This window comes from Flavobacterium johnsoniae, from assembly GCF_030388325.1.
GTDB lineage: Bacteria > Bacteroidota > Bacteroidia > Flavobacteriales > Flavobacteriaceae > Flavobacterium > Flavobacterium johnsoniae_C.
The window spans coordinates 2,514,488-2,530,624 of the sequence record NZ_CP103794.1 but is presented as its reverse complement, the minus strand read 5'-3'; the positions used below and the strand labels follow the sequence as shown (position 1 = coordinate 2,530,624).

At 31.0% G+C, this 16,137-nt stretch carries 13 protein-coding genes; 4 read left to right on the top strand and 9 right to left on the bottom strand.

Annotation, left to right across the window (positions count from 1 at the left end):
* Positions 1 to 161: 161 nt before the first annotated feature.
* From asnB to NYQ10_RS10955, 6 genes are all read right to left on the bottom strand, one after another.
* Complete coding sequence (gene asnB / locus NYQ10_RS10980) at positions 162 to 1,838, bottom strand: asparagine synthase B (protein ID WP_289880800.1); 1,677 nt, start codon at positions 1,836 to 1,838, stop codon at positions 162 to 164.
* 509 nt (positions 1,839 to 2,347) lie between these two features.
* Positions 2,348 to 2,797 (bottom strand): hypothetical protein, encoded by a 450-nt coding sequence (locus tag NYQ10_RS10975; protein WP_289880798.1) that lies wholly within the window; start codon positions 2,795 to 2,797, stop codon positions 2,348 to 2,350.
* 66 nt (positions 2,798 to 2,863) lie between these two features.
* Positions 2,864 to 3,394, bottom strand: coding sequence for a GNAT family N-acetyltransferase (locus NYQ10_RS10970; RefSeq protein ID WP_289880796.1), 531 nt, complete (start codon positions 3,392 to 3,394; stop codon positions 2,864 to 2,866).
* Between the two features lie 134 nt (positions 3,395 to 3,528).
* Positions 3,529 to 5,280, bottom strand: a complete 1,752-nt coding sequence (locus NYQ10_RS10965) for a TonB-dependent receptor (RefSeq protein WP_289880794.1) — start codon at positions 5,278 to 5,280, stop codon at positions 3,529 to 3,531.
* A gap of 149 nt (positions 5,281 to 5,429) precedes the next feature.
* On the bottom strand, positions 5,430 to 6,293 hold the full coding sequence (locus tag NYQ10_RS10960) for a PhzF family phenazine biosynthesis protein (protein ID WP_289880792.1): 864 nt from the start codon (positions 6,291 to 6,293) through the stop codon (positions 5,430 to 5,432).
* An 87-nt stretch (positions 6,294 to 6,380) separates the two neighbouring features.
* Positions 6,381 to 9,395: a tetratricopeptide repeat protein gene (locus tag NYQ10_RS10955; protein WP_289880790.1), complete on the bottom strand. Its 3,015-nt coding sequence runs from the start codon at positions 9,393 to 9,395 to the stop codon at positions 6,381 to 6,383.
* 311 nt (positions 9,396 to 9,706) lie between these two features.
* Here NYQ10_RS10955 and NYQ10_RS10950 point away from each other — a divergent pair, with 311 nt between their 5' ends.
* Genes NYQ10_RS10950 through NYQ10_RS10940 form a run of 3 tightly spaced genes read left to right on the top strand, consistent with a single transcriptional unit; the run spans position 9,707 to position 12,207 of the window.
* Complete coding sequence (locus tag NYQ10_RS10950; RefSeq protein WP_229352645.1) at positions 9,707 to 10,390, top strand: cell division ATP-binding protein FtsE; 684 nt, start codon at positions 9,707 to 9,709, stop codon at positions 10,388 to 10,390.
* On the top strand, positions 10,390 to 11,277 hold the full coding sequence (locus NYQ10_RS10945; protein ID WP_289880787.1) for a glycosyltransferase family 2 protein: 888 nt from the start codon (positions 10,390 to 10,392) through the stop codon (positions 11,275 to 11,277). Before NYQ10_RS10950 ends, NYQ10_RS10945 begins: the two co-directional genes overlap by 1 nt.
* Positions 11,278 to 12,207 (top strand): glycosyltransferase family 2 protein, encoded by a 930-nt coding sequence (locus NYQ10_RS10940; RefSeq protein ID WP_289880785.1) that lies wholly within the window; start codon positions 11,278 to 11,280, stop codon positions 12,205 to 12,207.
* On the opposite strand, the gene NYQ10_RS10935 is transcribed toward NYQ10_RS10940, so the two are convergent.
* Together NYQ10_RS10935 and NYQ10_RS10930 are read right to left on the bottom strand one after the other, a co-directional pair.
* Positions 12,178 to 12,624 (bottom strand): sugar 3,4-ketoisomerase, encoded by a 447-nt coding sequence (locus NYQ10_RS10935; protein ID WP_289880782.1) that lies wholly within the window; start codon positions 12,622 to 12,624, stop codon positions 12,178 to 12,180. The genes NYQ10_RS10940 and NYQ10_RS10935 overlap by 30 nt on opposite strands.
* Positions 12,594 to 13,679 carry a glycosyltransferase gene (locus NYQ10_RS10930; RefSeq protein WP_289880780.1) on the bottom strand — a complete coding sequence of 362 codons (1,086 nt, stop codon included), beginning with the start codon at positions 13,677 to 13,679 and terminating at the stop codon, positions 12,594 to 12,596. Before NYQ10_RS10930 ends, NYQ10_RS10935 begins: the two co-directional genes overlap by 31 nt.
* Positions 13,680 to 13,723: 44 nt before the next feature.
* Here NYQ10_RS10930 and NYQ10_RS10925 point away from each other — a divergent pair, with 44 nt between their 5' ends.
* Positions 13,724 to 14,860, top strand: coding sequence for a glycosyltransferase (locus NYQ10_RS10925; RefSeq protein ID WP_289880778.1), 1,137 nt, complete (start codon positions 13,724 to 13,726; stop codon positions 14,858 to 14,860).
* Here the strand turns inward: NYQ10_RS10925 and NYQ10_RS10920 are convergent.
* Positions 14,857 to 16,131 carry an O-antigen translocase gene (locus NYQ10_RS10920; RefSeq protein ID WP_289880776.1) on the bottom strand — a complete coding sequence of 425 codons (1,275 nt, stop codon included), beginning with the start codon at positions 16,129 to 16,131 and terminating at the stop codon, positions 14,857 to 14,859. The genes NYQ10_RS10925 and NYQ10_RS10920 overlap by 4 nt on opposite strands.
* Positions 16,132 to 16,137: the final 6 nt, after the last annotated feature.

The following is a 16,137-nucleotide window of genomic DNA, read 5'->3' as shown; positions in this document are numbered from 1 at the left end:
AGGTTTCAAATATATTAAAAGAAAGTTAAATAATTACAAGAACAAGTTTATAATCAATTGAAAACTATAGAAATTAACTGTCTAAGACAAGAAAAACGCTCTCTGAAACAGAGAACGTTTTTTCAAAAATAATATATACTAATTCTAAAAATTAAACTTATTTACGCTTTAACGTAAGCATCATCGTGAACACTTGCAACTGCTCTTCCTGATGGATCGTTCATGTTTTTGAAAGCTTCATCCCACTCCAAAGCAATTTTTGTACTACAAGCTACACTTGCTTCCTGAGGAACACATAATGCCGCAGCATCACTTGGGAAGTGCTCAGAGAAGATAGAACGATAGTAATATTCTTCTTTTGAAGTTGGGGTTTGCAATGGAAATTTAAATCTTGCATTTGCCAATTGCTCGTCTGAAACTTCTCTTGCTACCACTTCTTTCAAAGTATCAATCCAGCTATATCCTACTCCATCAGAAAATTGCTCTTTTTGTCTCCAAGCAACACTTTCTGGAAGCATATCTTCAAAAGCTTTACGAACAACCCATTTTTCCATCGGGTGTTCTTTGTTGATCATTTTATCTTGCGGGTTGATGCGCATTGCAACATCCATAAATTCTTTATCTAAAAAAGGAACACGACCTTCAATTCCCCACGCCGCTAAACTTTTATTTGCACGTAAACAGTCGTACATATGCAGTTTTCCTAATTTACGAACGTTTTCTTCGTGGAATTCTCTAGCGTTTGGCGCTTTGTGGAAATATAAATATCCTCCAAATAACTCATCTGCTCCTTCTCCTGAAAGAACCATTTTAATCCCCATAGATTTGATAACTCTCGCCATTAACCACATTGGAGTTGAAGCTCTTACAGTAGTTACATCATAAGTTTCTAAGTTGTAAATTACATCACGAACAGCATCTAAACCTTCTTGAATCGTAAATTTGATTTCGTGGTGAATTGTTCCGATATGATCTGCCACTTTTCTTGCCGCGGCTAAATCCGGAGAACCTTCTAAACCAACTGAGAAAGAGTGCAATTGCGGATACCAAGCATCTGTTGTATCATCTGATTCGATTCTTTTTTGAGCGAATTTTTTGGCTACAGCCGAAGTAATAGAAGAATCTAAACCTCCTGAAAGTAAAACTCCGTAAGGAACGTCACTCATTAATTGTCTGTGAACCGCAGCTTCCAATGCTTTTTTGATTTCTGGAATGCTAGTTTCGTTGTCTTTTACTGCATCATATTCTGTCCAGTCTCTTTTGTACCATTGTACAAATTCTCCGTCTTTACTTGATAAATAATGTCCTGGAGGGAATAATTCGATTTTTGTACAATATCCTTCTAAAGCTTTCAATTCAGAAGCTACATAAAAAGTTCCGTGCTGATCCCATCCAATGTACAACGGAATAATCCCCATATGGTCACGAGCTACAAAATACTCATCTTTATCAACGTCATAAATCGCAAATCCGAAAATTCCGTTTAATTCGTCAACAAAACTTTCTCCTTTTTCTTTATATAATGCTAAAATAACTTCGCAGTCACTTTCAGTCTGAAAGTTATATTTTCCTTCAAATTGTTTACGCAAATCTCTGTGGTTGTAAATTTCACCATTTGCAGCCAAAACCAATTTTTTATCTTCTGTAAATAACGGTTGTTTTCCTGAAGCTGGATCTACAATTGCCAAACGCTCATGAGAAAGAATTGCTTTATCATTGCTGTAAATTCCGCTCCAGTCTGGTCCGCGGTGACGAATGATTTTAGACATTTCTAATACTTGAGGTCTTAACGCTTCGGCTTTTTGTTTGAGATCAAAGGCACATACAATTCCACACATAATATTCTATATTTTTATTTTATAATTTTAATTTGATAAGGCAAAGATGAAGTATTAGTTACAATTGAAAAACACAAATATCAATTTTAATTACAAATTATAATCATTATATTAATTTTACATATAAAATGTAAAATTTAGAAGTAAAAATAAGCTCGAAACTTGAAAATTTTAATTTAGGAACAAAAAACGCTTTAAAATTGAAAGTTTGAGCTGGTTCTTTGAATTAATTTTTGAGATATTTAAGAAACCATAAAATATCTTCAATGGCTAATTTAAATTCTGTTTTAAGATTATCATATCTTTAGAAATTCACATTCGTTTGTCATTCCGAGGAACGAGGAGTCTTCACGAGAAACTCGACAAAGATTGGTGATTTAGCATGCGGAATTACTTGCGGAGATTCCTCGTTCCTCGGAATGACAAAATTGAGTAAAGAATATTTTTCAGTTAATTCAACTTTGTCAAAGTTTAAAACTTTGACAAAGTTCTTCACAAACTAATTTAGATTACTCAACGCTTTCAATAGTATAATGCGTCTTATTAATTTCAAACTGAAACCCAACTTTATTTCCCATCAAATGATTTCCAAGTGGAGATTGTGGAGAAAGCGCAATCACATTTATTCCGTCGATTGCAATTTTAGGAAGCGCAACGCTAACATATAAATAAATTCCGTTTGCTTTTACCAAACTCCCTAAAACTATATTTTCAGTAGTTTTAAGCGGATCAATTTTATCCAAAACTGCAATTTGACCAATTGCTTCTTTAAGTTTGTTTGTCAATTTTTCTTGTTCAATGTGCATCATTGACAAAGCAGTTTCATGTTTGTCGCCCGCCGAACCTTTGGCATCGTTTTTAGAATCTTCTGTCAAGTTTGAAATCATGTCTTTAAAAACATCAATTCGATCTTGAACCATTTGAGTGTAATGTGTGTATATTTTTTCTTTGAAAGTCATTTTTTTGAAAAATAATAAGGTTCTGAGGTGCAAAGATGCTAAGGTTTTTCTTCTTTGACTAAATTTTTATTCGAAAAATTCATTCGGATAAACTACTTCTCCGCTAATACCTGATAATGCGTTTTCTGTTAATGCAATGATCATACAATTTTCAGCAGGAACATCAAATGGCATTTTAATATTGTACTTTTCGCAAAGTTCATATCCGAATCTTGGATAATAATCTTGATGTCCTAATAAAATAATCGATTTGTAACCTAAACTTTTTGCAATTTCATGTCCGTGCAAGATAAGTTTAGAACCAATTCCTTTTCCTTGAAATTGTGGTAAAACCGAAACTGGAGCAAGTGCTAATGAAGGAAAAGTTTGGGATTCATTTTTTATCTGCAATTTGGTAAATAAAATATGTCCAATAATTTTATTATCAAGTTCAGCAACAATAGACAATTCAGAAATAAAAGCTTCCGAATTCCTTAATCTTTCTACCAGAAATTGCTCTTTATGATCGCTATATTCTTCCTTTTCAAAAGCTTTTTCTATCAAATAAAAAACACTTTTAAAATCGTTTTTATTTTCTTGACGTAATGTAACTTCCATATTATAAAATTAAAAAAAACAGCCACGAATTCACGAATCTACTCCAAAAAATTCATGAGTTCATGGCTGAAAAAAAAAGGCACTATATTATTTATATAATCTTTGTGCCCTAGTGTCTTTGTGGCTAAATATCTTTAAAAATCAAATTTATAATTTGCGCCTCCTAAAATCTGGAATCCTTGCACTGGGTAATTCAACCATTTTTGATAAGCTTGATTTCCAATATTGTTTGCTTTTAAGAAAAATGTCAAACGTTCGCTAAATTTATAACCAACATGAGCATTAGCATCAAAATAGCTTTTTAAAGTAATTGGCGCATAATTAGCTGCAATTCCTGAATTTACCTGCATGTCTTTTCTTTCTCCTACATAAAATACATTCAAACCTGCATACCATTGCTTAGTTATATTAACGTCTAAAGTTGAACTTAATTTCATTTTTGGCAAATTCCATGCTTCAACTACGTTATCGGTATTATAACTATTAAAAGTTCCGTTGATTCCAAAAGTTACATTTTGAGAAAAATCAGCTTTTAATTCTGCATAAAATCGCAATGTTCTAATGTCTTCATAAACTACTCCGAAAGAATTTCCAAATGCATAATCCTCATTTGTAATTACTTCTGTATAATCATTAGCCTTAAATAATGCTTTATCTTTTTCATTTAAATAAGAACCTGTCAAGTTATAATTTACATTGTTTGCTAATTTCCCTTTCAAACCTGCAAAAACATTATATTGAGTGCTAGACGGACGCATATTTAAAGTCGGTGATAAAAACGGATTTTCAGTTACAAAATCAGCATAAGAGTTTTGTTTTAAACCTCCATCTACTCCTGTATAAAAAATCATTAAATCTCCAACCAATTTGTACGAAGCGTTTACTTTAGGGTACAAATAAAATTTGTTTCCACTATTTTCTGTATCTCCACTATAGAAAACTCCTGCTCCTAATTCTAAAGTCCAATCATTTTCGTGAATTACAAAACTTGGCTCAATTCCAACATTTGTAAAACCATATTTTACCGCTTCAGTATTAGTCTGCAAATAATTATTTTTGAAAGAACCGCTAACATGATCTACAATTACATTTGTTTTAATTGCCTGATCCATAATATCAACCGTAAAAGTCGGCTTTACATAAAATCTATTTTCCGAAGAAGAATAACTATCTGAAAAATGAGTGAATTTTGCAGCAAGATTACTAAAAATACTCTCTGTGAATTCAGCATTTCCGCCCAACCAAATCGTATTATAAGAATGATCTGAATTGATGCTATTTACTAAATCCAAACGCTGAGCCGGATTTGTCGAACCAAAATCAGACGGAAGTCCGTACCAATTGTAAAGTTGATTTTGATATCCTAAATCTACATTCCAATTATTATCTCTGTTATTCTGACCGTAACCAACATTAATTGCTGTGTCGTAAAATTCATCATTTAGTTCTAAGTCTTTAATTCCGCCTTGCGAAGAATGATGGCGAAACATTCCAGCCAAATAATCATTATTTCCTAAACCCTGATTTACAAATAATTCTGCATTTAAAGTGCCATAATTTCCAACTCCTAAAGTCGCATAATTATTAAACAATTTTTCTCTTTTAGCTTTTTCAACACCTTCGGCTTTTCCTTTCGATGGTGTAAATGTTGAAGCCACAGGAACAGACAAAATACTGTATTTAATAACTTCTTTCGGCTGATTCCCGCTATCGTCAAGCGAAGGAGTTTCTTTCACTTTAAAAGCATCTGAAATAGTTGGCGAATAAGGCTTTACCACGTTTACAGTTTCAGTTCCGATGCTTTCATTTTTCTTCTGTGCAAACGAAAACTGAGCCGTAAATAATACTAGCAAAACGATAATTTTATACTGGCAATTTAATTTCATATTTCTTTCTTTTTAAGAGTATAGAGCAAAGAAGCAAGAGAATAGATTCTCTCATTCTTCTTAATTTCTCTATCTTTTTTCTTGACTCTTTATTCTATTTTCTAAAATCTAAATTCTTTATTCTTGATTCTTTCTACTTTTTCTAAAACCTAAACTTCCCATTCGCCTTTGGCTACAAACTGAGCTTTTCCTCCAATATTAATATCAAAATGATCATTTTCTAGTTTCCCTTTAAAATAAATTTCAGACGGACGACCAATGTAATCTCCCTGATGATTTGTCACTTCAATTTCAGAAGAATGATATTTTAAAAGATACGCCTGCAAACATGTACTTGCGCTTCCTGTTGCGGCATCTTCAACCAATTGATTATTTTCCACACATAACATTCTGGTTGTCAGTTTCGAATCTTCAAAACTATAAAAATACAATCCTCTGTGATCTGTTTTACAATGCTGTTTCAGCCATTTATCGGTTTTATCTTTATCTAAAACCAAATTTTCTAAGGCTCTTTTGCTGTTTAACGGAACAATTACAAACGCACTTCCTGTTGTCACTTCTTGTATCAAATATTGATTATCAAAATCATCAATTGTCAAGTTGCTGAAAGACGGAAAATCTTCTTTTGCAAAAACATCCCAAAATTTTGGCTGAGCCGCTTTTAACCAAATCAAATCTTCTGATTTATGAATCGCAATTGGTCCAATCGGAACTTCAAGTTTGATTTCATTTGGAGCATTTTCAAAAATCTTATTCATCAAAACCCAAGAAGTTCCGATGATTGGATGTCCCGCAAACTGCATTTCGTGCGCTGGAGTGAATATTCTAATTTCAGCTTTATTATTTTCTCTATCTAGTTTGGTAACAAATGTGCTTTCTGCAAAATTAATCTCGCGAGCAATCTGCTGCATTTGTTCTGTACTAAGATTTTCCGCATCCATAAAAACCGCCAACTGATTTCCAGCATATTTTTTATCGGCAAAAACATCAACTATATAAAAAGGTAAACTCATTTTTTTCTTTTTTCTTAGAGAATAGAACCAAGATGAAAGATGAAAGACTTTTCAATCTTGCTTCTTGCCTCTTTCTTCTACAATTTCTTATCTATTAATCGACGAATTCGTTTTTGATTCTTCCGATTTTATAGCACTCAATTCTTTTTTAGCTTCTTCAACAACATCTGGATAATCTGTAAAATTGTTAATTACGTTATCTAAAATATATGTCGCTTGGTAACTATCTTTTAAACCGTAGAAATTTTTCGCCATTAACACCAAGCCTTTTGCTCCGTAATATTTGTAAGCCGAATAGCTTTTTGCTAATTTCTGAACAGCAGTATTTGAAGCTTCATACTTTCCTTCTTTCGTTTTGAAATAAGCATCATAATACAACGCTTCTGCTGCTAATTCTCCTTTTGAAGTAGTCAACAATTTAGCATAAGCCGTTTTCGCTTTGTCTTCATTTCCGGTTTGAATTGCTGCTCTCGCCACAATAATCTGCGCATCGGCCTTTACACCTGCATCAGCTTTTGAATTTTCTAAAACTTTATCTGCAGCAATAACCGAATTGTCATAATCTTTTTTGTCATAATAACATTTCATCAAATTCGCTTGTGCAAAGTTTTTATTTTGAGGATAATCCGCTTCACTATCCAAACGCACTAAAACCGGAATTGCTTTATCACAATCTTTTGTTTTTAGATAAATCTGAGCCAATCTGTTTAAAGCTTGTTCCGTAAATTCATTTCTTGGCTGGTCGATTACAAACTGATAATTAGCAATAGATTTCGTTTCAGAACCTTCAGCGTAATAAAGCTGTGCCAAGTAAAAATTAGATTCTAACGCATGTATTCCGTTCGGGAACTTTGCAATATAACCTCCAAAACCTGTAATCGCAGTTTTACTATTATTTTGACTGTATTGTTTAAATGCAGCGTCATATGTATCGTTATCCAATTCAGCATCTGAAACTTCAACAAAATCTAAAGTTCTTACCCAAGTTGCATATTCGTCAACTTTTCCTGAATCAACATAAATCAATCTTGCAGTTGCAACCGCTTCTAAAGCTTCTGGAGTTTTTGGGAATTCTGCTGCTACTTTTTTAAATTTCGTTAAAGCTTGTTGATCACGATCTGAGTTATAATAAATCAAACCTTGTTTTAAGATTGCTTTTGAAGTGAATGTTCCATTTTGAAATTCTGAAATTAACTGATCGTAAGTTTTTAAAGCTTGATCGTTTTTCTTTTCAGCAACATAAGTATTTCCTAATTCGAACAAAGCATCGTCACGATAAGATGACTTTTTATACATCTGAAGGAAATTGTTCAATTCATCAACTTTTTTCGTATTATTTGACATGAATCCGTAAGAAAGTGCTTTTTGAAACTGCGCATAATCAGCATCAACGCCTCTCGCGGCAATTGCTTTTCCGTATGCTTCATTTGCTGCGCTGTATTTTGAAGTCACAAAACGAGAATCTCCCAAACGCAAATAAGAATCATTTAAACGAACTTTGTCTGACGGAGAATTATCAATCTGAGCTTGAAAAGAATTTGCCGCCTGGTCGTATTCTTTCAATTTAAAATACGTGTAACCAATATTATAATTGATGTTTTTATATTCATCTGTAGATTTTGCCGCGGCCATTCCAGCAAATTGCTTGTAAGTTAACAAAGCATTCTGCATATCATCATTTAGATATTCTGTTTCTGCTTTCCAAAAAGTTGCGCGAGCTGTAAATTCAGGAGTTTTTTGTTCGCTAATAGCGCTTTTAAACATTTTGCCCGCTTCTTGATAATTAGATTCGTTATACAATTCTAAACCACGGTAAAAAAGCACTTTTTGGTAAGCTGCTTTATTTTCAGCGGTTCTATTTTTTTCTAATAATGTTAAAGCTTCTTTGTAGTTTTTAGAAGAAATATAAGAGTCAACCAATAATTTTTCTACTTCTGCACGGCTTGAATTATTTGGATATTTTTTCAAGAAATCCAATAAAATTCCAGGAACTGCTTGATACGCATTTCCGATATCGTAACTCAATTTGGCATAATTTAAAGCGGCATCTTCTTGAATCTGCGCATTAAAATCCATTTCTGAAGCATTCTTAAAAGCATTTAAAGCTTCTTGTTTTTTACCAATATTCAGATAACTTAAACCTAAATGGTAATAGGCATTTTGCGCCACGAAATCTTTTCCTTCGATAATTTTATTGAACTGAGAAATGGCTTTTTCGTAGTTTTTCTGCTCATAATAAGCATAACCTAATTGATAAAAATCGGTATTATTCCATTTTCCTTTTTTACCTGCATATTGCTCTAAATACGGAATTGCTTTTCCATATTGTTTCAAATTAAAGTAACTCTCTCCAATAATTTTATTCAGTTCCGATTTTTCAATATCGTTAGATTTGTTCATGGCAACTTGCCCCAAATCAATTGCTTTTTGGAAATTACCAAGCTTGAAGTTCATATCGGCTTGGTAGTATGAAAGTTTCTCTTTATACTTTTCTTCTCCCGAAACTTCGTCAAAATATTTTGTTGCTTCCTTATAATCGTCGCCTTCATAAGCCATAAACCCTAAATAATACTTGGCTTGAGAACCATATTCTTTAGAATTTACCACTTTATTAAAATAATTGGTCGCTTCTTTTTTCTTTTTAGCATTAAAATAGCTGTAACCTTTCATGAAGTTAAACTTATCAGACTCAGCTTTACTCATGTAACTTTCGTCAACTTTATCAAACCATTGCAATGCTTTCGGATAATTTCCTTGTTCGAAAAAATATTGGGCAGCTTCTATATAAGCCTGATTTTGCTTTGTGCTGGTTGGATAATCATTAACAAATTTTTCCATTAAAGCATCGGCATTTGCTTTGTTGGTTCTTATGGCACAATTGGCAATATAATAAGCACAATCTGACTGAATTTCTTCTGTCGTAGCATTATTTTTAACCTTTTCAAAAATAAGCTGCGCCGAAGCATATTGTTTGTCATTATATAAAGCCAGTGCTTTGTCAAAATCCTTTAAATCGTATGTATAGATAGCTGATTTTTGTGCCGAAACTGTCGTCGAAATAAGGATAATTTGGAATAAAAAGAACCAGGAAAGTTTACGCATTTTCAAAATATTTAGTATTCAAATGTATCATTTTATACGCTTTATAACGAAACGTTTCGCAGTTTTATTATGAACAATTTAAGAAATAGCTGTGATTTTATTGTTCAATAAACTTCAATTTATTGGTACTCAAACTTTCAAAAAAATAAATAAATTCAAAAACCATATAAGACATACAAGCTATTATAAGTTGGAAAACTTAATTCATAATTATTTAAAATGAACTTATATCACTTATATGGTTTAATTTTTCAAATTTATTTTGAATACATACGTTATCTTATTACTTTTACCATTCAAATCAATTTATTATGTCACAAACCGTACTATCTCTTAAAGAAGTAACTATATATCAAGAAGGAAGAAAAATTATATCTCATATTAATTTGGATGTTAATCATGGTGAATTTATTTATATCATCGGAAAAACTGGTTCTGGAAAAAGTAGTTTCTTAAAAACTTTATACGCTGATTTACCATTAGTTGAAGGAGAAGGACATATTGTTGAATTTGATTTGGCAACATTAAAAGAAAACGACATTCCGTATTTAAGACGTAAAATCGGAATCGTATTTCAAGACTTTAAACTACTTCCAGACCGTTCTATCAAAGACAATATGCTTTTTGTTTTAAGAGCTACAGGATGGGTCGAAAAAGAAGCCATGCAACACAAAATTGATGAAGTTTTGGATAAAGTTGGTATGAAAGACTTCGTAAATAAAATGCCTCACCAGCTTTCTGGAGGAGAACAGCAGCGTGTTGCAATTGCAAGAGCGCTTCTAAATGATCCTGAATTTATCTTGGCAGATGAACCTACAGGAAACCTTGATCCACAGACAAGTTCTGAAGTTTTAGAAGTATTAAAAGCCATCAATGCCGCTGGAAAAACCATTATTATGGCAACTCACGATTATGCATTGTTGATGAAATTCCCTTCTAAAACATTGAAATGCGAAGATGAAAGAATCTTCGAAGTCGTGCAAAAAAGCGTGTAATGCTTTCCATTTTAATTCCGGTTTACAATTATGCTGTTTTACCGCTTATAAGCGAACTTCAAAAACAGTGCATTTCTTTCGGAATTAAATTTGAAATTCTTTGTTACGATGATGCTTCTAACATTTTTATAAAAGAAAATCAAGAAGTTAATCAATTTGAAAATTGTTCTTTAGTTTCTTTAGAAAGAAATATTGGACGAAGCGCCATTCGAAATTTATTAGCGAAAAAAGCAAGTTTCGAAAATCTTCTTTTTTTAGATGCAGACGTAATTCCTGCTCATAATCAATTTATTGAAAATTATATTTCGGAGATAAACAAAAATGGAAAAGTAGTTTTTGGCGGACTTTTGTATGAAAATCAAAAACCATCAAAAGAATTACTTTTACGTTGGATTTATGGCAAAGAAAGAGAAGCAATAAGTTTATCGGAAAGAATTAAAAACCATTCTGATTTTGCTTTGGTTTCGAATTTATTAATCAAAAAAGAAATTCTTATTCGTTTTCCTTTTGATGAAACTTTGACAAAATATGGTTATGAAGATTTACTTTTTTTTAGTGTTTTAAAATCACAAAAAATTGAAACTAAACATATTGAAAATCCAGTTTTTCATCTTAATTTAGAAACTTCTGATTTGTTTTTAAACAAAACAAAAACTGCATTAGAAAATTTAGCTTTTTTAAACAAAGCCAACAAAATATCCCAAAATCAAAGTAGAATTATTGCTTCGTTCGAAAAATTAAAAAGATTAAAGTTGCTTTCTTTTTTTTATTTTATTTTTAAAAAATCAGAAAAAAAAATAGAACGGAATTTACTTTCAGAAAAACCATCTCTTTTTCTGTTTGACATTTACAAATTAGGTTATTATTGTTTCTTAAAAAGAAAATAAATGGCGTTTTTTTCTATCATAATTCCATTATACAACAAAGAAAATTTTATCGAAAATACGATACAAAGTATTCTAGAGCAAACTTTTCATGATTTTGAGATTATTGTTGTTAATGACGGTTCTACAGACAAAAGCGAAGAAAAAATACTGCAATTTAAAGATTCCAGAATTCAATATTATATCAAAAAAAACGAAGGCGCTTCAACGGCCAGAAATTACGGAATTGAAAAAGCTTCTTCTGATTTTATAACGTTTCTCGACGCAGACGATTATTGGTATCCAACTTTTTTAGAAACGATGTTTTCTCTTATTTCTAAAGTTCCAGATCAAAAAGTATTTTCTGCTGCAATTGAATTTGATACTTCAAAAAAAACTATTCCAGCACAATATTCCATTTCAAAAACAAACGACGATTTTGAAATTGTAAATTATTTTAAAGCCAGTTTAAAAGAAACCGTTCTGTGTACTTCGTGCGCCGTTTTTCATAAATCTGTTTTTGATAAAGTTGGAAACTTCGACACCAAAATTAAAAGTGGACAAGACACAGATTTATGGATTAGAATTGGATTAATTTATCCTATAGTTTTTTCTTGGAAGATTTTAGCCCATTACGTTTACGATTCTAAAAGCCTTTCTAAAAACACTAAATTCATTAAAGAAAAAATGGATTTTTCTAAATTTGAAGAAGCTGAAAAAACCAATTTAGATTTAAAAAAATTTCTGGATTTAAATCGTTTTTCTCTTGCCATAAAAAGCAAATTAGCTGGAGAAAACGAGCTTTTTATAAAATATTCCAATTCAATAGATTTGAATAATTTTAGCTTAAAAAAAAGAATCTTATTGCAGCTTCCAGCAACTTTTTTGCGATTCTTAATTTCGTTTAAAACGTTTTTAGCAAATTTAGGATTTGGTTCCTCCGTTTTTAAATAACCTAAATTTTTTGTATTCACGAATATAATCTTCTTCGCTAAATTCATCCGAAGATAAAACCAGACAAACACTTCCTGAAGAAAAATTCTTAAGCTCTCGCCAGATTCCCGAAACTATAAGAAGTCCAACATTTGGTTTATTGAGCGTTACCGTTTTAATGGTTTTTCCGTCTTTTAAAACTACATCAAAACTACCGCTAAGCGGAATTAAAAATTCTTGCTGCTCAATATGTGCGTGCCCGCCACGCTTGCTTCCGCTTGGTACATCGTACAAATAATACACTCTTTTAGAAACAAACGGAATCGTGCTTCCTTCAATAACAGAAAGATTTCCTCTTCGATCTTCAATTTTAGGAATTTCTAATAATTGAACATCCTGATTTGTTGTCATTTTGGCTTGTTGAGAAGATTTTTCCATTGTTCTGAAATTGTATTTAAAGTCAAATGTACAACACTTTTTGAAGCATTCTTTTTACAAAAATCATATAATTCATCATCATCTCCAAATCTATTTATTGCTTGTGCCAAAGCTTTTGGATTATGATTTTCCACCAACAATCCGTTAAATTCATTTTTGATTATTTCTCTTGGTCCAGAATTGCAATCTACAGCAATTACGGGAGTTCCTAAAGCTAATGATTCTACAATTGATAACGGAAAACCTTCATAATTGCTTGTCAGAATTGCAAATTTAGCTTCTCGAACTTCTTTATAAGGATTGTTTTTAAACGGGAAAATTTCGACGTAATTCTGTAGATTCAAACTTTTTATTTTTTGTTTAATGAAGTTCAGATCATTTCCTTCGCCCAGCAAACGAAGTTTGTATCCTTTCGAAAAAATTTCAGATTGCGAAAAAGCTTCTAATAACAAGCTGAAGTTTTTAACTTTTTCATCAAATCTTCCAAAATACAAAATCACTTTTTGAGTTTCTAAAATAGCATTTTTAACTTCTGTTTCAGGAATAAAAAAAGGATTATAAATTGTTGTCGTATTCTTTAATTCTAAAAACTGATTTACTTTTTCTTCAATCGCTTTTGATACACAAACTAAAGCTTCAGCATTTTTGTAAATCGTTCTTGCCCAGAATTTTGAATCAGGGAAATAATTCTTAAAATTATAACTGTGAACGATGTAAAATATTTTTATGTTTCGGTAAATAAATCGGGTTATTAATTCTCTCAACAAAACATTTCTCGATCTGCTATCAATAACAATTTCGATATTATTTTGATTTAAATAACGCTGTAATAAAATGCCTTTTTTGATTTTTCTGTAGAAAGGAAATGATTTCGAACTTTCTTTCTCTAAATTAAATAAAGTTCCTGTATATGAATAATCTACAACATTATTTACTATAATTGAATGAACTTCAAAACCAGTATTTTCTAACATAAAAGTCAGCAAAGCTGCAAAACGTTCTGCTCCACCTTTTCCTAAAGAATTTGAAACAATAGCAACTTTCTTTTTATTCATGTTTTGACCGAAAAAGTAAATATATTTGTCAAATATACACATAAATGAAAGTTTTATTGGTAGGCGAATTCAGCCATTTGCATAATTCTTTAAAAGAAGGTCTTAAGGCTTTAGGTCATGAAGTTTTTATTATTGGTCTCAACGACGGTTTTAAAAATTTTCCTGTTGATTTTCCTATTCAAAAAAAATGGGATTCGGGTTTCTTGAAAAAAATAAAAATTGCTGTATTCAAAATTTCCGGTTTTGATATCAGCTCTTATTTGACTTTTCGCCAATTTCTAAAATTCAAAAAACAATGTTCTGGTTTTGATATTGTGCAGCTTATTAACGAAAATAGTTTTTACTGTACGCCTTTCTACGAAAAAAAAATCATTTCTTATTTATTAAAAAACAATCAAAAATTATTTTTACTGAGCTGCGGCTACGATTATTTAAATGTGAAATATTGCTTTGAAAATCCTGATTTTAAATCTGTTTTCCCTTTATATTTTAATCATAAAATTGATCGAAAATCTTTTGGAAATGCGTTGAAATTCCGTGAAAAAAAATTTATCGGACTGCATCAGTTTATTTATGAAAATTGCAGAGGAATCATTGCTTCAGATTTAGATTATCATATTCCGCTTCGAGGAAATGAGAAATATTTAGGATTGATTCCGAATCCGATTAATATTGAAAAACTTTCCTTTAAACCGCTTGAAATTATTGATAGAATTGTCATTTTTCATGGCATCAACAATGATAATTATTTGAAAAAAGGAAACGATTATTTTGAAAAAGCTTTAAAAATAATTGAAGAAAAATACGCTAAAAAAGTGGAAGTTATTACAGTTCGAAGCGTTCCTTATTCTGAATATATTAATTTATACAAAAGCTGTCATATTCTATTGGATATGGTTTACGCTTACGATCAAGGTTACAATGCGTTAGAAGCAATGGCGAAAGGAAAAGTTGTTTTTACTGGCGCTGAATCTGAATTTAGTAAACACTATAATCTTTCTGAAAAAGTCTGCATAAATGCCATTCCAGATGTAGATTATCTGGTAAAAGAATTGTCCTTTTTAATAGAAAATCCAAATGAAATTATTACGATATCAAAACGTGCAAGAACATTTATTGAAGAGCATCACGATTATATAAAAATTGCCGAAAAGTATATTCAAAAATGGAATGAAAACTAGAACAGACTTTTTCTAAAATATAAAGAAAGAACTACTAAATAAATAAAATTCTGAAAAGCGTATGCTATCACAACGCCTTCAATCTGAAATAGTTTCGTAAAATATAAACTTGAAAAATATAATACGGAAAGCGAAAATAATTCGGTAATTATAAAAGCTGAAGTCATTTTTTTAGCAAAAAACTGAAGTCCTAAAATAAGCGCGCAAACTTTAAAAATATCTCCTAAAAGTTGCCAGAAAAACAAATCGGTTACGGGTAAAAATTCTTTTGTAAAAAGCATCTCAACTATTAAAAATCTTCCGAAATAAATAATCGTTAAACCCAAAATAAAAACGGGAAGAATGTATTTGTAAAACTGCCAAAAAACGTTTTTTGTTTCTAAATTATTTTGAAATTTTGATAATCTTGGCAAAAAATAAACACTTAAAATAGTACTCACAAACATTAAATAATAGGAAGAAATTCTCGTTATGGTTTCCCAATATCCAGCTTGTTCGATTCCTAAATATTGAATAATATGGTTTCGGATTGCGAGAAAGATAAAAGGCCCCAAAACAGATGAAACCAACGCCATTAAGGAATAAGACGAAAGGTTTTTTAGAATTTTAAAATCAAATAAATTAAATTTAACGAATTGAAGAAATTGAATTTCCTTTTGCACCAAATAAAGTGTAATAACAAATAATAAAGCGGGAGCAATTACAATTGCCAATAAAGCTCCAATGGTTTTAAATTGTAAAATGAAAAAAATGGAAATTAATAAACCTATAATATTTCCAATAATATTGATCCAAATTACTTTTTGAAATTTTCCTAAACCGTTAATTACAGCAATCAAGAAAATTGAAAGTCCGTAAGTTGGTAAAACCAATGCTAGAACTTTAAAAACTAGTAAATATTCGGTGTTATTTCCAAAGATTCTCTCATTCCAAAACGAAGCCGTAAAAAATAAAATTCCGCTTAAAAATAGCGTCAAAAAAACCAAACTTATCAAAACAGTCGAAACTATTTTTTGAAGTTCATTCTTATTTTTTTCATTTTCAGCCGTATATTTCACAATTCCGTTCTGGAAACCTAAAGTTGATATATTTTCTAATGAAGTTAAAAAATTACGAAGATTTCCAACCAAAGCCATTCCGCTTGGACCAACGAAAATGGCTAATATTTTTGACGTAATTAATCCTATTCCGATTTTTAAAACAACACTAAAACTGTTTAAAGAAGTAATCTTAAACAAACTGGTTTGAATTATTTTTTTATAGAAATTCAATTAGTA